Raw genomic sequence first — 18,686 nt, 5'->3', positions numbered from 1 at the left:
CGACCGGGAGCGCCGCGCCGGGCTGCTGGGGCGCCGCGGGCTGCTGCGGCACCGCGGGCTGCTGCGGCGCCGGAGGCTGCTCGGGGGTGGGCGCGTGCGGGAACACCTGCTGCGGCAGGGCCTGGTGCGGCACCTGCGGCGGGACCGGCGCCTGGGAAGCCGGGGCGCCCGGGGCGGGCCCGACCGGAGCCGCCTCCGGTGCCGGACCGCCGGGCGGGGTGCCGTAGGGCTCGCCGCCGGCGGGAGCCGGTGCGGCGGGCACGGGGGCCGGCGGCGCGGCGTCGGTGCTGCCCGTCGCGACCGGCGCACCGCCCGTGGGCTCGGGGGCGGAGTCGGTCAGCCAGTCGAGCGCGAGCCACCGGATGCCGCCCCGGTCGGGCGCCGTCGCGGCGAGCGCCGCGACGGGACCGCCGCCGAGGCCCGGGAGCACGGCGTCCGGGTCGATCTGCGACCACGGCTCGAGCACGAACGCGCGCTCGTGCGCACGCGGGTGCGGCAGCTCGAGGTCGTCGGCGACGGCCGTGAGCGTGCCGTAGACGATGAGGTCGACGTCGAGCGTGCGCGGACCCCAGCGCTCGTCGCGCACCCGGCCGTGCGCCTGCTCGACCGCCTGGCACGCGTGCAGCAGGGCGCGGGCCGACAGGCGTGTGCGCGCGAGGAGCACCGTGTTGAGGAAGTCGGGCTGGTCCGGCCCGCCGACGGCGGCCGTCCGCGCGAGCGGGGACACCTCGGTGATCTCCAGGCCGGAGATCCGGTCGAGGTCCGTGATCGCGTCGCGCAGCGTCTGCTGCGCGTCGCCGAGGTTCGCGCCGAGCGCGAGCACCACGTCGACGAACCCGGCGGGCACGTCGTCCATGCGGTCGTGCTCGACGGGCGCCACGGCGACCTCGTCGGGCACGGCGTCGCGACCGGCCGGCTCCGCGGGCGTCGGCTCCGGGCCTGCGGGCGCCTCCGGCGCGGGGGCCGACGGCGGGGCCTGCTCGGAGCGGGACTCGGGCACCTGCTCCGCGGGCGCCTCGGGCGCGACGGCGCCGTGACCGGCGGGCGCGAGCGGCGGCGCGGGGACGGGCGCGGCGGGACGGCCCGGCTCGACCGGTCCACCGGTCTCCGCGACGAGCGCGTCGTACGAGGCCGCGTCCGGGGTCCCCTCGCCCGGGGCAGGCGCGGCGTGGGCGGAGGCGGCGGTCTCGGGGTGGGCCTGCTCGGCGTAGGCAGGCTCGGGGTAGGCAGGCTCGGGGTAGGCCGGCTCCGCCCGGCCGGCCTCCTCCGGGCGGCCGGGCTCGCCGAGACCGGGCTCGCCGTGGCCCGGCCCGGCGTCCACCGGCTCCGCGGAGGGGCCCCCACCGTGCGCGGTCGCGCCGGTCGCGCCGGTCACGGCGGGCGCCTCACAGGTCGCGTCGAGCGCGTCGTCGGGAGCGGGCTCGCCGGCGTCGGCCCAGGACGACTCGGCGTCCGCCCGGGAGGCATCGCCCGCGGGCGCCTCGGAGGCCGCCGACGCGGCCGGCGGGATGCTCGGCGGCATGACGTCCGGCGCGGGGGCCAGCTCGGCCCGGTCCTCGGGGAGCGGGACGTCGCCCACCCCGTGGATGAGCGCGGGCGCGACGGAGCCCACCGGGATCGGCGCGACGGGCTGCTGCCCGTCGCGCTGCTCGCCGCGGCGGGACAGCGGGGCGACGACCGGGACGACGACGCGGTCGCGCCGGATGACGACCTCCACGTCCTCGAACGGGACGGTGATCGGCGCCTGCGGCTTGTGCACGGCGACGTCCACGGCGACGACCTCGTCGTGCGTGAGGATCGTCGCCGCGATGCGCTCGGCGACGGTCTCCACGAGGTCGGCCGGCGAGCCCGCCAGCACCGCGACGACGTCCTCCGCGACGCCGGCATAGCTCACCGTCCGGTCGAGGTCGTCCCCGCTCGCGGCGGCGCGCGTGTCCAGGTGGAGCACGACGTCCGCCCGGAAGAGCTGGCCCTCGGCCTTCTCGTGGTCGAGGACGCCGTGGTAGCCCGTGGCGCTCAGCCCCGTGAGGCGGATCCGGTCGAAGGGCCGTCCGTCCGCGTCGAGGACAGCTCCTGCGAACGCTGTGGTCACGTCGTGCTCCTGTCCGACCGGTCGGCGGTCGCCCACCGTTCGGGGGACGGACCGCGTCGCCGTGTCTCGTTGCGTGTGTCGTGCTGCGGGCCCGGCCACGACCGAGGCCCCTCGCCCATCCTGCTAGGTCGCGGGCCGCGCCGTCGAGTCGCTTCCAGCCCCCGGTCCACCCGGGACGGCCCGCCCCGTCGCGCGCTCGTCGTGCGCACGACCCCACGCCGCCGCGACCCGCACCGCGTCCGCGGACGCGCGCACGGCGTGGACGCGCACGCACCACGCTCCGGAGGCGGCGGCGAGCGCGGTGACGGCCGCGGTCGCGTCGTCGCGCAGCAGCGGGGGCACGGGCTGCCCGTCGGAGCGCGCGAGGAGGTGCCCGAGGAACCGCTTGCGGGACGCCCCGACGAGCACGGGCAGCCCGAGCGCCTCGAGCTCGCCGAGGTGCGCGAGCAGGGGCCAGTTCGACGACCCGGACTTGGAGAACCCGAGGCCGGGGTCGAGCACGAGCTGCTCGCACCGCACCCCCGCCGCGAGCAGCGCCTCGACGCGCGCGGCGAGCTCGTCGCGCACGTCCGTCACGACGTCGTCGTAGTCCTCGAGCGTGTCCATGACGTCCGCGTGGCCCCGCCAGTGCATGCACACGTACGCGACGCCGGTGCGCGCGACGACCTCGGCCATCGCCGGGTCGGCGAGACCGCCGGAGACGTCGTTGACGATCCGGGCGCCGGCCTCGACGGCGCGCTCGGCGACGACGGCGCGCGTCGTGTCGACGCTGACGACCGCGCCCTCGGCCGCGAGCGCGGAGATCACGGGGAGCACGCGCGCGAGCTCGGCCTCGACCGGCACGCGGCCCGCGCCGGGGCGCGTCGACTCGCCGCCCACGTCGAGGAGGTCCGCGCCCTCGCCCAGGAGCTTGCGCCCGTGCGCGACCGCGGCGTCCGGCTCGTACCACTCGCCGCCGTCCGAGAACGAGTCGGGCGTGACGTTGACGACGCCCATGACGAGCGTGCGACCCACGTCCGCGAGCTCCTCGAGCCCGGCGACCACGAAGCGGTCCACGGGACTAGCGCCCCAGGATGAGGCTCATCGCCTCGGCGCGCGTCGCGCCGTCGCGCATCTGGCCGCGCACGGCCGACGTGACGGTCCGCGAGCCCGGCTTGCGCACGCCGCGCATCGACATGCACAGGTGCTCGCACTCGACGACGACGATGGCCCCGCGCGGCTGCAGGTGCTCCACGAGCGCGTCCGCGACCTGGGACGTGAGGCGCTCCTGGACCTGCGGTCGCCGCGCGTACACCTCGACGAGGCGCGCGAGCTTGGACAGGCCCGTGATGCGCCCGTCGACGTTGGGGATGTAGCCGATGTGCGCGACGCCGTGGAACGGCACCAGGTGGTGCTCGCACGTCGAGTACACCTCGATGTCCTTGACGAGCACCATCTCCTCGTGTCCGAGGTCGAACGTCGTCGTGAGGACGTCGGACGCCTCCTGGCGCAGGCCCGCGAAGATCTCGCGGTAGGCGCGCGCCACGCGGGCCGGGGTGTCGCGCAGGCCCTCGCGGTCCGGGTCCTCGCCGACGGCGATGAGCAGCTCGCGCACGGCGGCCTCGGCGCGGTCCTGGTCGTACGGCGGGACGTCCGCGGGCGCGCGCAGGCCCTCGACCGCGCGGGCGCGCGTGATGGCGCCGGGCGCGGCCTCGGTCGGGGTGCCCGCGACGTCGCCCATCAGTCCTGCCCCGGCTCGCGGACGTCCGTGACGTCCGCCGTCGTGTCGCGGCCCAGCGCGCGGTCGAGCGGGGAGTCCGCGGGGACCTCGCCGATGCGCTCGGGCGGGAGCTCGTCGTTCGCGGCCGCCGCCTCGTCCTGCGGGATGACCGGGCTGCCGTTCTGCGCCGCCTTCTCCGCGTCGGTGAGCACCGGCCCGCGCTGCGACACCGCGCGCTGCTCGCTCGAGAGCCACACGTCGCGCGGCGCGCGCTTCTCGACGGGCGAGAACACGCGGGCGAGCTCGGCCTGGTTGAGCGTCTCCTTCTCGAGGAGCTCGAGCACGAGGGCGTCGAGGACGTCGCGGTACTGCGTGAGCACCTCCCACGCCTCGTCGTGCGCGGCCTCGACGAGCTTGCGGACCTCGTGGTCCACGGTCCCGGCGACGGACTCGGAGTAGTCACGCTGGTGACCCATGTCGCGGCCGAGGAACGGCTCGCCGGAGCCGGTCCCGAGCTTGATCGCGCCGACGCGCTCGCTCATGCCGTACTCGGTGACCATCTTGCGCGCGATCGCCGTGGCCTTCTCGATGTCGTTCGACGCGCCCGTCGTCGGGTCGTGGAACACGAGCTCCTCGGCCACGCGACCGCCCATCGCGTAGGCGAGCTGGTCGAGCAGCTCGTTGCGCGTCGTCGAGTACTTGTCCTCGGTCGGCATGACCATCGTGTACCCGAGCGCACGGCCGCGCGGCAGGATCGTCACCTTGGTGACGGGGTCCGTGTAGCGCATCGCCGCGGCGACGAGGGCGTGGCCGCCCTCGTGGTACGCGGTGATCTTCTGCTCCTTGACGTTCATGACGCGCGTGCGCTTCTGCGGCCCCGCGACGACGCGGTCGATCGCCTCGTCGAGCGCGCGGTCGTCGATGAGCTGGGCGCCGCTGCGCGCGGTGAGGAGCGCGGCCTCGTTGAGCACGTTCGCGAGGTCTGCGCCGGTGAAGCCCGGCGTGCGGCGCGCGACGGCGGCGAGGTCGATCTCGGGGACGATCGGCTTGCCCTGGGCGTGCACGCGCAGGATCGCCTCGCGGCCCTTGAGGTCGGGGGCCTCGACGGCGACCTGGCGGTCGAACCGGCCCGGGCGCAGGAGCGCCGGGTCCAGGATGTCGGGGCGGTTCGTCGCCGCGATGAGGATGACGTTCGTCTTGACGTCGAACCCGTCCATCTCGACGAGGAGCTGGTTGAGCGTCTGCTCGCGCTCGTCGTGACCGCCGCCCATGCCGGCGCCGCGGTGGCGGCCGACGGCGTCGATCTCGTCGACGAAGATGATCGCCGGCGAGTTCTCCTTGGCCTGCGTGAACAGGTCGCGGACGCGGCTCGCGCCGACGCCGACGAACATCTCGACGAAGTCGGAGCCGGAGATCGAGTAGAACGGCACGCCCGCCTCGCCCGCGACGGCGCGCGCGAGCAGCGTCTTGCCCGTCCCGGGCGGGCCGTACAGGAGCACGCCCTTGGGGATCTTCGCGCCGACGGCCTGGAACTTGTCCGGCTCCGCCAGGAACTCCTTGATCTCGTGGAGCTCCTCGACGGCCTCGTCCGCGCCCGCGACGTCCGCGAAGGTCACCTGCGGGGTGTCCTTCGAGACGAGCTTGGCGCGCGACTTGCCGAAGCCCATGACGCGCGACCCACCGCCCTGCATGCGCGAGAGCAGGAACCAGAACAGCACGCCGATGATGAGGAACGGGATGAGCAGCCCGAGCAGCGAGGACCAGAACGACGGCTGCGCGACCTCCGAGTTGTACCCGTCCTTCGGCTCCGCGGCGACGACGGCGTCGACGACCGCCTCGCCCTGCGGCTCGACGTAGTAGAACTCGACGTTCTTGCCCTTGTTCTCCTCCGAGTCCGTGCCCTCGTCCACGACGAGGTCCTCGGAGAGCGTGAGGCGCACGCGCTGGTCGCCGTCCACGATGAGGGCCTGCTCGACGGTGTCCCCCGACAGCAGCTCGAGGCCGGCGGACGTGTCGATGCGCTGGACCGTGGGGCGCGACAGGGTCGCGAACGCGATCCACAGGATCACGAGGCCCAGGACGATCCACACGATCGGCCCACTGAGAATCTTCTTGATGTTCATCGGCGACGGGGCGTGCGCCCCGGATCCCTCCGCTCGCGCAAGTGTTCGGGCTCGAAACTACACTCTGGACCTTGACGTCTGCTGGGGATCACGCCTCTGTTCGCCCAGGGCGTGGCCCGCGGCGCCGGTGCACCGGGGCCGGGCGCCGACCGTCGTCGGGGGCCCGGCCGGGCGTCCGCTCAGCTCGAGTACACGTGCGGCGCGAGCGTCCCCACGAACGGCAGGTTGCGGTACTTCTCCGCGTAGTCGAGGCCGTACCCGACGACGAACTCGTTGGGGATGTCGAACCCGACGTAGCGCACGTCGACCTCGGTCTTCGCCGCGTCGGGCTTGCGCAGCATCGCCGCGATCTCGACCGACGCCGGCCCGCGCGAGCGGAGGTTCGACAGCAGCCACGAGAGCGTGAGCCCGGAGTCGATGATGTCCTCGACGATGAGCACGTTGCGGCCCGTGAGGTCTGCGTCGAGGTCCTTGAGGATCCGCACGACGCCGGACGACTTGGTGCCCGAGCCGTACGACGACACGGCCATCCAGTCCATCTCGACGTGGCTGCGCAGGCGGCGCGCCAGGTCCGCCATGACCATGACGGCACCCTTGAGGACGCCGACGAGCAGGAGGTCCTTGCCCGCGTAGTCGCGGTCGATCTGCGCGGCGATCTCGTCGAGCCGGGCACCGAGCTGCTCCTCGGTGAGCAGGATGTTCTCGAGGTCGCCTGCGACGTCCGATGCTTCCACGGGGGTCACTCCTGAGCTGAGGGGAGGTGGGGGGCGGCTCGGGTCGCGGTGCCCGGGCCCAGGGAAAGCCTGCCATACGCGCGCGACGCCCTCCGGTCGCCCGGCAGGTGCGCGGGGCCCTGCCCGCGCCACGCGGTGACGAGCGCGTCGAGCGCGTCGACGTGCACGGCGAACAGGTCGCTCGCGGGGCAGCCCGCCCGCAGCGCCGCGGACCGCAGCGCCCGCCGGCGCAGGGCCGGGTGCGCGGCGGCGAGCGTCGCGACGTCGAGCACGACGGTCGACCCGGGGGCCGGGTCGGCGCGGGGGGCGACGAGCGCGTCCGCGAGGAGGTCCGCTGCGAGCGCGTCGAGGAGGTCGGCGTCGTCGCGCAGGAGGTCGGCGGTGCGCGCGAGCGCGGGCACCGCGCCCGGGCCGAGCACGTCGACGAGCGCGGGCACGACGCGCGCGCGGACCTGCGAGCGCCGGGGCGGGCCCGCGTTCGTCGGGTCGTCCCACCAGTCGAGGCCGAGCGCGCGGCACACCGCCTCGGTCTGGCCACGCCGGAGCCCGAGGAACGGGCGCCGGTACGCGCCGCGCCGGGCGGGCATCCCCGCGAGCGAGCGGGCACCCGCGCCGCGCGCGAGCCCGAGGAGGACGCTCTCCGCCTGGTCGTCGAGCGTGTGCCCGAGGAGGACGGCGCCCGCGCCGTGCGCGGCGGCCCCGGCGTCGAGCGCCGCGTACCGGGCGGTGCGCGCGGCGGCCTCGGGCCCGTCGCCCGTCGCCGGGACGTCCACGCGGCGCACCTCCACCGGGTCGAGGCCGAGGCCGCGGCAGCGCGCCGCGGCGGTCGCGGCGACGTCCGCGCTGCCCGGCTGCAGCCCGTGGTCCACGACGACGGCGCCCGCCCGCAGGCCCGCGNGCACCTCCACCGGGTCGAGGCCGAGGCCGCGGCAGCGCGCCGCGGCGGTCGCGGCGACGTCCGCGCTGCCCGGCTGCAGCCCGTGGTCCACGACGACGGCGCCCGCCCGCAGGCCCGCGCGCGGCGCCACGAACGCCGTCGCGGCCGCGAGCGCCGTCGAGTCCGCGCCGCCGGAGCACGCGACGAGCACGCGGGTCCCGGGCGCGAGGTCGGCGACCGCGGCGCGCACGGCGCGGCGCGCGGTCGCCACGACGGGGGCCGGTCCGCCCACGGCTCAGCCGTGGACGCGCCGCACCCAGGCGCGCGCGTCGGCGATCTCGCGGGCCGTCGGCAGGTTCTCGGGCGCGGCCCACACGGCGTTGAACCCGTCGCGCCCGACGTCCTTCTCGACCGCGCGGACGAACGCGGCGCCGTCGCGGTACTGGGCGATCTTCGCGTCCATGCCGAGCACGCGCCGGAGCACGACGTCGAACCCCGTGCGCCCCTCGCCGTCGCGCCGGGCCTCGAACTTGCGCCGGATGCTGCGCACGGTGCGCACGGTGCGCGGCCCCACGGCGTCCATCGCGACGTCGGCGTGCCCCTCGAGGAGCGCCATGACCGCGGTGACGTCCGCGAGGCGGTCCTGCTCCTCGGGCGTGAGCAGGCCGTCGACGAACGTCGCGCCCTCGCCGCGCACCGCGCCGAGGACGGCGCGGCCCACGGTCGCGAGCTTCTCGCGCAGCCGCGCCTCGGCGAGCCGCCGCGACGACGCGGACAGCTCGGCGAGGAGCCCGTTCGCGCGCTCGCGCAGGTGGTCGGCGAGCCAGGGGGCCGCGGCGAACTGCAGCGCGTGCGTCTGCTCGTGCAGGCACACCCAGAGGCGGAAGTCCGCGGGCCGGAGGTCGAGCGCGCGCTCGACCTGCAGCACGTTGGGCGCGACGAGCACGAGGCGTCCGGGCGACGCCGCCGGGGGCGACGCCGCGCCGTCGGGCACGGCGGCCCGGGCGGCGTGCGCGCTGTACGGGTCGAACTGGCCGAGGACGCGGCTCGACAGCACGGCGAGGACCGACCCCACCTGCGCGGCACCCACGAGCGCGGTCGCGGCGGGGACGCGCCCGCCCTCGCCCACGAGCGCGTCGGCCGCGCCCGCGGTGAGCGACGCCATGATCTCGGTGTTGGCGCGCGCCCAGCGTGCGCGGTCCACCACGTACACGCTCCCGAGTCCCGCCGCCGCGTCGCCCGCGGCCGGCGTCATGCGGGTCACGTCGAGCACGTGCGGCACGGCGGTCTCGGCCGCGTCGCGCAGTCCCTCGACGAGGTCGGCGAGCTCGTCGCGCGTCGCCTGGGGGCCGGGGCGCGCGAGCCGCCCCGCGATCTGCGCGGCGGCCGACCAGTCGACGATCGACGCGTCGCCTCGCGCCGGGTCGCTGCCCGGACGGCCGTCCTGCTCCACGAGGGTCACCCGTCCACGGTATCCCGGTCGTCGCCGGGCACGCCCCGCCGCCCCGTGGGGCGGCGCGGGTCACGCCGCGCAGCCGCACTCCGCGAGGGACGCGACGAAGTCGTCGAAGATGAGGCGCGCGCCGTAGGTGCCGCCGTCGGGCACGGCGTCGGCCATGAGGGAGAACACGAGCAGGCGGTCGTCGGCCGTGACGACCGTGCCCGCGAGCGACGTGACGTTCGGGAGGCTCCCGGTCTTGGCGCGCACGACGCCGCGGCCCGCGTTGCCGAGGTACCGCTCGCCGAGCGTCCCGGACAGCCCCGCGACGGGCAGCCCCACCGCGCCGGGCCGCAGCCCCGGGTGCGCCGGGTCGGCGAGCAGCCCGACGACCTCGTCGAGCTGGGCGGGCGTGAGGACCGAGCCGTCGCCGAGGCCCGAGAGGTCGGCGAGCGCGGCGCCCGTGAGGTCGACGCCGAGCCCCTCGACCGCGGCGCGCACCGCCTGCGTCGCGCCCGCCCCGGAGCCGGGGAGGCCCGCGTCGAGCGCGACGACGCGACCCACGACCTCGGTGATCGTGTTGTCGGAGTGCTGCAGGAGGTAGCCGACGACCTCCCCGAGCGGGGCGGACTCCACCTCGCCGACGGTGCGGCCGTCGCTCGGTGCGCGAGCGCGCACGACGCGGCCGTCGACCGTGATCCCCTCGGCCGCGAGCGCGGCCGCGAACGTCTCGGCCGCCGCCATCGCGGGGTCCTCGGCGCGCGGCGCGTACTCCGCGTCCTCGAGCCGCGCGACGTCCACCGCGAGCGCCGCGACCGGCGCGACGTACCCGTTGCGCACGCTCCGCGGGTCCACGGTGGGCGCGACGGCGGGGCCGGTGAAGAGCTCGTCGTCGAGCCGCAGCGCGATCGTCGTGCGCCCCGTGAGCCGCAGCTCGTCCGCGACCTGCGCCGCGAGGTCGCCGAGCCCCGCGCGGCCGTTGACCGCCGTCGGGTCCCCTGCGCCCGCGGCGAGCATCATGTCGCCGCCGCCCACGAGGTACACCGTCTCCAGTCCCTCGAGCACGGCGCGCGTCGGGAGGGTCGCGTGCGCGCCGGGCGACGTGAGCGCCGCCGCGGCGGTGAGCGTCTTGAGCGTGGACGCCGGGACGTGCCCGACGGTCTCGCCGCTCGCGCCGAGCACGTCGCCGGTCGCGGCGTCCGTCACGAGGACGCCCACGCGCGGACCGAGCCGGGTGTCCGCCGCGAGCGCGTCGACGAGCCCCTGCACGGTCGCGGCGTCCGGGACGGGCGCCGCGTCGTCCAGGGCCGGCATCGTCACCTCGAGCGGGGGCGCCGCGACGGCACCGGGTGCCTGCGGGAACGGGCTCGGCTCCGGGTACGGGGGCTCGGTGGTGAGCACGCCCGGCACGACGTCGTACGCGTCCGCCGCGACGTACCCGCCGGCGAGCGCGAGCACGACGCCGACCGCCACGCCCGTGCGCGTCCCCCAGCCCATGCGTCTCCCTCGGTCCGTCCGCTCGCGCGGCCCGCTCCGCGCGTCCGCCGCCCGCTCCGTCGCGGGGTCGCCGGGACCGCGGCACGTGCGCATTATCACTCACCGCACGTGCCGGACGGGCCCGTGGGAACCCTCCCGCGGGGACAGCACGTGTCACACTAGTTCCCGCACGACGGCGTGGTTCCGTCGTCCACAGACCCAGCCACCGCCCGAGCGTCGCGGTGCCGGTACGACTGGAGGAAGCAGTGGAGTTCGACGTCACGATCGAGATCCCCAAGGGGCAGCGCAACAAGTACGAGGTGGACCACGCGACGGGCCGCATCCGGCTCGACCGCATGCTCTTCACCTCGACGCGGTACCCCGACGACTACGGGTTCATCGAGGGGACGCTCGGCGAGGACGGCGACCCGCTGGACGCGCTCGTGCTGCTGGAGGAGCCCACGTTCCCCGGCTGCCTGATCCGCTGCCGCGCGCTCGGCATGTTCCGCATGCGCGACGAGGCCGGCGGCGACGACAAGGTGCTGTGCGTCCCCACGGGGGACCAGCGCGCCGCGTGGCGCCAGGACATCGACGACGTCTCCGACTTCCACCGCCTGGAGATCCAGCACTTCTTCGAGGTCTACAAGGACCTCGAGCCCGGCAAGTCGGTCGAGGGCGCCCACTGGGTCGGCCGCGCCGAGGCCGAGGCCGAGATCGAGCGATCCCTCCAGCGCGCCATCGACTCCGGGTACCACACGCCGGGCCACTGACCGGTCCGGACCCATCACGCAGATCGGCGGCCGCTCACCTCGCAGGTGAGCGGCCGCCGTCGTCCGTCGTGGGCCGGCGCTACGGTCGGCCGGCGTACGGCATCGCGTCGGTCCAGCGCATCGCGACCTCGTGGACGGGGCTCCCGGGCTGACGCGCCTCGATCATCATGCCGCCGCCCGTGTACATGGCGACGTGGCGGATCGTCGAGGGGTTCGAGGTGTCGTTCGCGTAGAAGATGAGGTCGCCCGGCCGGAGCCGGTCGTAGGAGATCTTCTGCACGCGCTGGTACTGCGAGCGCGACGTGCGCGTGATGTCGACGCCTGCGGCGGCCCACGCGCGCGACGTGAGGCCGGAGCAGTCGTAGCCGGGACCGGTGCCGCCGAACACGTACGGCGCGCCGATCTTCGTGCGCGCCCAGGCCACGGCCGCCTGGCCCTGCGCCGCGGTCCCGACGCCCGTGCCCGGCGGCGGCGTGGGCTTCGGGGCCGGGGTTGGTGCGGGGGCGGGTGCGGGTGCGGGGGGCGGTGCCGGGGCGGGTGCGGGAGCCGGTGCCGGCGCGGGAGCCGGTGCCGGGCGCGGCGCGGGCGCGGCGTCCCGGGGCGGGACGGGGGTCGACGGGGTCGGCGCGGCGGTCGCGGGCGTCCGCGTCCCGTCCGACGACGCGCCCGCCGCCGGGTCCTGGACGCGCGCCCGGGCGGCCTCCTCGCGCTCCCTGGCGGCCTGCGCGTCGAGCGCGTCCTGCCGCTCGCGCTCGACCTCGACGCTCGTCGCACGGGCGCGGGCGAGCTCGGCGAGCAGCGCCTCGCGCCGGGTCGCGGACTCCTGGACGGCGTCGTCGAGGGCGTCGGCGGAGACCTGGGCGGCTGCGAGCGCGTCGCGGGCCCGGTCCTGGACCTCCTGCTGGTGCGCGAGGGCGGCGTCGGCGCGGGCCTGCGCCGTGTCGGCGACGGCCCGCGCGGTCGCGTGCGCCTCGACCGCGCGCCCGGCGGTGCGGCCCGCGACGCGCTCCGCGTTCTCGCGCTCGACGACCTGCCCCACGCCGTCCGCGTCGAGCACGGCACGCAGCGCGTCGAGCTCCGGGGAGCCGTGCCGGGTCGCGCGGAACAGCGCGCCCACGGCGGCGCGCGCGTCGGCCTCGCCCGTGCGCGCCGTGGCGAGCGCCGACCGGGCGTCCGCGAGCTCGGCGTCGGCCGCGCCGAGCGCGTCCTGCGCCGCCGCGTACTCCTCCGCCGCGGACTCGACCGCGGCCTGCGCGGCGGACTGCCGGTCGCGCAGCGCGGCGAGCTCGCTCTCGACCGCCTGGACGTCGCGGGCCGCGCCCTCGGCGCTCTCGCGAGCCGCGCGCACGTCGTCGTCCGACGGCGGGTCCGACGACGCCGACGGAGCCGCGCCGACGCCCAGCGCGAGCGCGAGGAGACCCGCGGCGCACACCGAGGCGGCCCGGCGCGCGCGCACGGCGTGCCGGCGTCGCCCGGCTCGCGTCCCCGCCGCTGCGGCGACCGTTCCGCTCGTCGCGTCCTCCATCAACACCTCCCCGGCGTGTCCCGTTGACAGCACCCGGACGAGTCTGCCCAGAACGTCGGGAGTGCGCCATCGGAACGGCGGGCACCTTCTCAGGATGTGGTCTCGCATCGCGAGACGCCTCTGTCGGCCGCGCCGGAAGCCGCCTAGCCTCACGAGCATGTCCCGCCGAATGTGTCGCTGACCACCGCGCACGTTCGCCTGCCCGCGAGCCGTCGTCGACGACGCTCGCCCGGCATCCCGTCCCGTGTGCGACCACGCCGCGGTCGACGGCCGGCCTCCCGCCACCCCGAACCCGCGGCACCCCGCCCGCCCGGCGCGCCGCGCCGTCGTCCCACCACCCCGCAGGAGACCACCATGAGCACCGACACCGCCCCCGCCTGGTCCTTCGAGACGCGCCAGGTCCACGCCGGCCAGACCGCCGACCCGACGACCGGCGCCCGCGCGCTGCCCATCTACCAGACGACGTCCTTCGTCTTCCCCGACGCGTCCGTCGCCGCCGACCGGTTCGCGCTCAAGGACCTCGGCCCGATCTACACGCGCATCGGCAACCCGACGCAGGAGGTCGTGGAGAACCGCATCGCGTCGCTCGAGGGCGGCGTCGGCGCGCTCCTCCTCGCGTCCGGCCAGGCTGCCACGACGTTCGCGATCCTCAACGTCGCCGAGGCGGGCGACCACGTCGTCGCGTCCCCGAGCCTGTACGGCGGCACCTACAACCTGCTGCAGTACTCGCTCGCGAAGCTCGGCGTCGAGACGACGTTCGTCACCGACCCGCACGACCCGCAGGCGTGGCGCGACGCCGTGCGCCCGAACACCAAGCTCTTCTTCGGCGAGACGATCCCCAACCCGCAGGCCGACGTCCTCGACATCGAGGCCGTCGCCGCCGTCGCGCACGAGGTCGGCGTCCCGCTGATCGTCGACAACACGGTCGCCACGCCCTACCTCCTGCGCCCGCTCGAGCACGGTGCGGACGTCGTCGTGCACTCCGCGACGAAGTACCTCGGCGGCCACGGCTCCGCGATCGGCGGCGTGATCGTCGACGGCGGCTCGTTCGACTACGCCGCCCACCCGGAGCGCTTCCCGAACTACAACACGCCCGACCCCTCGTACAACGGCCTCGTGTACGCGCGCGACCTGGGCGTGAACGGCATCCTCGGGGCGAACCTCGCGTACGTCCTCAAGGCGCGCGTGCAGCTCCTGCGCGACCTGGGCTCGGCGATCTCGCCGTTCAACGCGTTCCTCATCGCGCAGGGCATCGAGACGCTCTCGCTGCGCGTCGAGCGCCACGTCGCCAACGCGCAGAAGGTCGCTCAGTGGCTCGAGGCGCGCGACGACGTCCGCACTGTGCACTACGCGGGCCTGCCCTCGAGCCCGTGGCACGCGCGTGCGCAGAAGTACCTGCCGCGCGGCGCGGGTGCGGTCCTGGCGTTCGAGCTCGACGGCGGCAGCGAGGCCGGGCAGGCGTTCGTCTCCGCCCTGCAGCTGCACTCCAACGTCGCGAACATCGGCGACGTGCGCTCGCTCGTCATCCACCCGGCGTCCACCACGCACAGCCAGCTCACCGTCGAGGAGCAGGCGAAGTCGGGCGTCACGCCGGGCCTCGTGCGCCTCGCCGTCGGCATCGAGCACGTCGACGACATCCTCGCCGACCTCGAGCTGGGATTCACCGCCGCCAAGTCCGCGCTGGACGCCTGAGCGGCGCCGCCGGACGCGTGACGACGAGCCGACGACGGGTGCAGCGATGACGGATCTGGACAGCCGGGGCGCCCTGGGCGCCCCGGCCGTACAGTGGCCGACGGTGAGCCCTGTGAACGACGACCTCCTCTCCCCCGGCGCCCGCCGCGGTCCGCGGCCCGGCGCCGCGGGAGCGCGCTCCGGGTCGAGCTCGCGCGCGCGGGTCAAGCCGCCGGTCCCCGCGACCGGGGCGTGGCGCGAGGGCGACCCCGTCGGGAGGCGGCAGTTCGCGGACGTCGGCACGTTCGACCTCGAGTCCGGCGCGCGCCTGCCCGACGTGCGCGTCGCGTACGAGACGTGGGGCACGCTCGCGCCGGACGGGTCGAACGCCGTCCTCGTGCTGCACGCCCTCACGGGCGACTCGCACGTGAGCGGCCCCGCCGGCCCCGGGCACGCGACCGCGGGCTGGTGGGAGTCGCTCGTCGGGCCGGGCGCCCCGATCGACACCGACCGCTGGTTCGTCGTCGCGCCGAACGTGCTCGGCGGGTGCCAGGGCACGACGGGCCCCGCGTCTCCCGCACCCGACGGCCGCCCCTGGGGCAGCCGCTTCCCGCGCGTGACGACGCGCGACCAGGTCGCCGTCGAGATCGAGCTCGCCCGGTCGCTCGGGATCTCCTCGTGGGCGTTCGTCGTCGGCGCCTCGATGGGCGGGCACCGCGTGCTGGAGTGGGCGCTGCTCGGCCCCGAGGCGGGGATCGACGTCGTCTCGATCGCCGCGATCGCGACGGCGGCGCAGACGACCGGCGACCAGATCGCCTGGGCGCACCCGCAGCTCGGCGCGGTCCGCGCCGACCCCGGCTTCCGCGGCGGCGACTACTACGACGCGGCGGACGGCGAGGGCCCGCACGTCGGCCTCGGGATCGCCCGCCAGATCGCGCACGCGACGTACCGGTCGGCGCGCGAGCTCGACGAGCGCTTCGGCCGGCTCCCGCAGGGCGGCGAGGACCCGTTCACCGACGGTCGCTACGCCGTGCAGTCGTACCTCGACCACCACGGCGACAAGCTCGCCCGACGCTTCGACGCCAACTCGTACGTCGTGCTCACCGAGTCGATGCTCACGCACGACCTCGGCCGCGACCGCGGCGGCGTCGAGGCCGCGCTCGCGCAGATCACGGCGCACGCGCTCGTCGTCGCGGTCGACACCGACCGCCTCTTCCTGCCGGCCGACTGCGCCCGGATCGCGGCCGGCATCCCGGGCGCGGAGCCGCTGCGGACGCTGCGCAGCGACTTCGGCCACGACGGCTTCCTCATCGAGTTCGACCAGCTCGGCCCGATCGTCGCCGACTTCCTCGGCGAGCGCGCCGGCGTCCGCGACTGACCCCCTCGCTCCGGGACCCTGCGGTGGCGGGCGTGCGTCGCGCGCCCTGGCACGATGGAGAGATGGACAGCGACGTGACCGCGGCGGCCGACCACCTGCGCACCCAGTGGGACCGTCTCGACCGCTGGCTGCGCGACCTCGGGGACGAGCTCGACCGCGACGCCGCGCGGCCGAGCGTGCTCGACGGCTGGACGGTGGGCGAGCTCGTCTCGCACCTCGGCCGGGCGCTGGAGACGCTGGCGGCGTGCGGCCCCGTCCCCGCCGGGACGGTGCCGCTCACGCTCGCCGAGTACCTCGGCACGTACCCCGAGCGTGCCGAGGAGATCGAGCAGGCGACGCGCGCGCTCGACGCGGAGATCGCGGACGACCGCCTCGGGCACGTCGCCGCGTCCGCCGCCGCGGCCTTCGCGCGGCTCGACGAGCTCGCCGACGAGACGGTGGTCCAGGCGCGGCGCGGCCCCATCACGCTGCTCGACATGGTGCGCTCGCGCGTCCTCGAGCTCGTCGTGCACGCCGACGACCTCGCGCGGTCCTTCCCCGACGTCCTCGCCGACCCCGTGGACCCTGCGGCCCTCGACGCGGTCGCGGCCGAGCTCCTCCGGGTCGTCGTGACCCGGGGCGGCTGGGCGCTCGAGGTGCGCGACCCGCGCCTGTGGCTGCGCCTCGCGTGCGGGCGCGCGCCGTACGACGTCGACGAGCTGGCGCGCGCGCTCGAGCCCGTGCACACGTCGGAGGCCGTCCCCGACCTCGGGCGCATGCTCCCCCTGCTCTGACACCGCGCGGGACGCCACGCGCCGGGGGCTCCCGTGGTCCGGCCCGGGGCCGGACCGTAGGTTGGTCCCATGCTCGCCGCCTACGCCGCCGCCACCGACCCCGACGACCCGCTGGACGGCCTCGTCGTCGGCGACCGCCCCGAGCCCGAGGCGCGCGAGCACTGGACGACGGTCGAGGTCCGCGCCGCGTCGCTCAACCACCACGACCTGTGGTCGCTGCGCGGCGTCGGGCTGCCCGCCGACCGGCTGCCCATGATCCTCGGCACGGACGCCGCCGGGGTCGCGCCCGACGGGAGCGAGGTCGTGGTGCACGGCGTGATCGGCGCGGACGGCCACGGCGTCGGCCCGACGGAGCGGCGGTCGCTCCTCTCCGAGCGCTACCCGGGCACGCTCGCGGAGCGGGTCGCCGTCCCCACGCACAACCTCGTCCCCAAGCCGCCGGAGCTGACGTTCGTCGAGGCGGCGTGCGTCCCGACGGCCTGGCTGACCGCCTACCGCATGCTGTTCATGGCGGGCGGCGCGGCACCCGGCGACCGGGTCCTCGTGCAGGGCGCGGGGGGCGGCGTCGCGACGGCGGCCGTCGCCCTCGGCGCGGCGGCCGGGCTCGAGGTGTGGGTCACGTCGCGCACGGCCGCCAAGCGCGCCGGCGCGGCTCGGCTCGGTGCGGCCGCGACGTTCGAGCACGGGACGCGCCTGCCCGCCCCGGTGGACGTCGTCCTGGAGACCGTCGGCCGCGCGACGTGGACCCACTCGCTGCGCTCCGTGCGCCCGGGCGGGACGGTGGTCGTGGCGGGCGCGACGAGCGGCGACGCCACCGCCGCCGAGCTGTCCCGGGTGTTCTTCCACGAGATCCGGGTCCAGGGCGTCACGATGGGCTCGCGCGACGACCTCGCCGCGGTCCTGCGGTTCCTCGCGCGCAGCGAGGTGCGACCCGTGGTCGACCGGGTGCTGCCGCTCGCGCGGGCCCGCGACGGCCTCGCCCGGCTCGCGGCCGGCGACCAGTTCGGCAAGGTGGTGCTCACGCCGTGACGCCCTCGTCCTGGCAGCCCGACGTCCTCGGGCCCGGCTACGAGCAGCGCACCGTCGAGCTCGAACCCGACGACGAGGGCGAGGTCGTCGTCACCGTGGTCCGCCGCGTGCCCGACGAGGACGAACCGGTGCGGCCCGCGCGCGCCGTGCTGTACCTCCACGGGTGGAGCGACTACTTCTTCCAGACCGAGCTCGCGGACACGTGGCACGGCCTCGGGGCCGCGTTCTACGCCCTCGACCTGCGCAAGTACGGCCGCAGCCTGCGCCCGCACCAGACCCCCGGGTACGTGGACCACCTCACCGAGTACGACGCCGACATCGCGGCGGCGTTGGGCGTGATCCGGGAGGACCTCGGTGCGCACGCCGCCGTCATGCTCATGGGCCACTCGACCGGTGGGCTCGTCGCCGCGCTCTGGGCGCACCGGCATCCCGGCGCCGTCCGGGGGCTCGTGCTCAACAGCCCCTGGCTCGAGCTCCAGGGCTCCTCGGTCGCACGCACCGTCTCCGGCCCGGCGATCCGCCAGCTCGCGCGGTTCCAGCCGCGCGCTCCCCTCCCGAACGTGGACCCCGGGTACTACGCGCGCACGCTCCAGGACCGCGACGACGGGACCTGGGTGATCGACGACGCGTGGCGGCCGGTGCCGTCCTTCCCCGTCCGGGCAGGCTGGCTGCGCGCGATCATCTCCGGGCACGCGCGCGTCGCGGCAGGGTTGTCGATCGACTGCCCGGTGCTCGTGCTGCTCGCCGAACGATCGCTGTTCAGCACGCGCTGGACGGAGGAGATGCGGGAGGCGGACATCGTGCTGGACGTCGAGCCCCTGGCCCGCCGGGCGTCGCACCTCGGGCGTGTCGTCACGCTGGTGCGCATCCCGGGCGGCATGCACGACCTCGCGCTCTCGGCGCCGCGTCCACGCGCATTGTTCTTCGCAGAGATCGTGCGGTGGTCCGCCGCCTACGGCTGGTCGTGACCCGGGCACGCGTGCGGAGACGGACAAGGCCCACCCCGGTGGGGTGGGCCTCGGCGCTTCGGTGATCTTCCGGGGAAATGCCGAAGGCCCACCCCGGTGGGGTGGGCCTTCGGTGAAGGGTTGTCCGGCGGCG

General features: G+C 76.2%; 15 protein-coding genes. 6 read left to right on the top strand and 9 right to left on the bottom strand.

Features of this window, described 5'->3' with window-relative positions:
- The 8 genes from folK to dacB form a co-directional block, all read right to left on the bottom strand.
- A partial coding sequence (gene folK, locus GJV82_RS20295) for a 2-amino-4-hydroxy-6-hydroxymethyldihydropteridine diphosphokinase (protein ID WP_318657787.1) occupies nucleotides 1-2,092 on the bottom strand: 2,092 nt, incomplete at its 3' end.
- Between the two features lie 123 nt (nucleotides 2,093-2,215).
- Nucleotides 2,216-3,088, bottom strand: coding sequence for a dihydropteroate synthase (gene folP, locus GJV82_RS17535; RefSeq protein ID WP_155100120.1), 873 nt, complete (start codon nucleotides 3,086-3,088; stop codon nucleotides 2,216-2,218).
- Between the two features lie 64 nt (nucleotides 3,089-3,152).
- Entirely contained in the window at nucleotides 3,153-3,812 is a 660-nt protein-coding gene (gene folE / locus GJV82_RS17530) for a GTP cyclohydrolase I FolE (protein ID WP_225873457.1), read from the bottom strand.
- Nucleotides 3,812-5,914: an ATP-dependent zinc metalloprotease FtsH gene (gene ftsH, locus GJV82_RS17525; RefSeq protein ID WP_155100117.1), complete on the bottom strand. Its 2,103-nt coding sequence runs from the start codon at nucleotides 5,912-5,914 to the stop codon at nucleotides 3,812-3,814. Before ftsH ends, folE begins: the two co-directional genes overlap by 1 nt.
- 179 nt (nucleotides 5,915-6,093) lie before the next feature.
- Complete coding sequence (hpt, locus tag GJV82_RS17520; RefSeq protein WP_024841947.1) at nucleotides 6,094-6,648, bottom strand: hypoxanthine phosphoribosyltransferase; 555 nt, start codon at nucleotides 6,646-6,648, stop codon at nucleotides 6,094-6,096.
- Nucleotides 6,649-6,653: 5 nt separating this feature from the next.
- Nucleotides 6,654-7,817, bottom strand: coding sequence for a tRNA lysidine(34) synthetase TilS (tilS, locus tag GJV82_RS17515; protein WP_318657786.1), 1,164 nt, complete (start codon nucleotides 7,815-7,817; stop codon nucleotides 6,654-6,656).
- A 3-nt stretch (nucleotides 7,818-7,820) separates the two neighbouring features.
- A complete protein-coding gene (locus tag GJV82_RS17510) occupies nucleotides 7,821-8,987 on the bottom strand; it encodes a zinc-dependent metalloprotease (RefSeq protein WP_318657785.1) in 1,167 nt (388 codons plus the stop codon).
- A 60-nt stretch (nucleotides 8,988-9,047) separates the two neighbouring features.
- A complete protein-coding gene (dacB, locus tag GJV82_RS17505; RefSeq protein WP_155100116.1) occupies nucleotides 9,048-10,460 on the bottom strand; it encodes a D-alanyl-D-alanine carboxypeptidase/D-alanyl-D-alanine endopeptidase in 1,413 nt (470 codons plus the stop codon).
- Between the two features lie 245 nt (nucleotides 10,461-10,705).
- Between dacB and GJV82_RS17500 the strand changes: the two genes are divergently transcribed.
- Complete coding sequence (locus GJV82_RS17500) at nucleotides 10,706-11,209, top strand: inorganic diphosphatase (RefSeq protein ID WP_024841951.1); 504 nt, start codon at nucleotides 10,706-10,708, stop codon at nucleotides 11,207-11,209.
- A 79-nt stretch (nucleotides 11,210-11,288) separates the two neighbouring features.
- Here GJV82_RS17500 and GJV82_RS17495 read toward each other — a convergent pair whose 3' ends face one another.
- Nucleotides 11,289-12,767, bottom strand: a complete 1,479-nt coding sequence (locus tag GJV82_RS17495) for a C40 family peptidase (RefSeq protein ID WP_155100115.1) — start codon at nucleotides 12,765-12,767, stop codon at nucleotides 11,289-11,291.
- Between the two features lie 321 nt (nucleotides 12,768-13,088).
- Here GJV82_RS17495 and GJV82_RS17490 point away from each other — a divergent pair, with 321 nt between their 5' ends.
- The 5 genes from GJV82_RS17490 (at nucleotide 13,089) to GJV82_RS17470 (ending at nucleotide 18,553) form a co-directional block, all read left to right on the top strand.
- On the top strand, nucleotides 13,089-14,426 hold the full coding sequence (locus GJV82_RS17490) for a bifunctional o-acetylhomoserine/o-acetylserine sulfhydrylase (RefSeq protein WP_034605307.1): 1,338 nt from the start codon (nucleotides 13,089-13,091) through the stop codon (nucleotides 14,424-14,426).
- A 46-nt stretch (nucleotides 14,427-14,472) separates the two neighbouring features.
- Nucleotides 14,473-15,783 carry a homoserine O-acetyltransferase MetX gene (gene metX / locus GJV82_RS17485; protein WP_155100114.1) on the top strand — a complete coding sequence of 437 codons (1,311 nt, stop codon included), beginning with the start codon at nucleotides 14,473-14,475 and terminating at the stop codon, nucleotides 15,781-15,783.
- Between the two features lie 62 nt (nucleotides 15,784-15,845).
- The gene (locus GJV82_RS17480; RefSeq protein WP_155100113.1) at nucleotides 15,846-16,556 is read left to right on the top strand and encodes a maleylpyruvate isomerase N-terminal domain-containing protein; all 711 of its coding nucleotides are present in this window, start codon (nucleotides 15,846-15,848) and stop codon (nucleotides 16,554-16,556) included.
- Between the two features lie 69 nt (nucleotides 16,557-16,625).
- Nucleotides 16,626-17,585 carry a zinc-binding dehydrogenase gene (locus tag GJV82_RS17475; RefSeq protein ID WP_155100112.1) on the top strand — a complete coding sequence of 320 codons (960 nt, stop codon included), beginning with the start codon at nucleotides 16,626-16,628 and terminating at the stop codon, nucleotides 17,583-17,585.
- Nucleotides 17,582-18,553 carry an alpha/beta hydrolase gene (locus tag GJV82_RS17470; RefSeq protein ID WP_318657784.1) on the top strand — a complete coding sequence of 324 codons (972 nt, stop codon included), beginning with the start codon at nucleotides 17,582-17,584 and terminating at the stop codon, nucleotides 18,551-18,553. Before GJV82_RS17475 ends, GJV82_RS17470 begins: the two co-directional genes overlap by 4 nt.
- Nucleotides 18,554-18,686 lie beyond the last annotated feature (133 nt).

The sequence above is a fragment of the Cellulosimicrobium composti genome (assembly GCF_009711085.1).
Classification (GTDB): Bacteria; Actinomycetota; Actinomycetes; order Actinomycetales; family Cellulomonadaceae; genus Cellulosimicrobium; species Cellulosimicrobium composti.
Note: the sequence above shows the minus strand (reverse complement) of the source record. Positions and strands in the feature narration are given on the sequence as shown.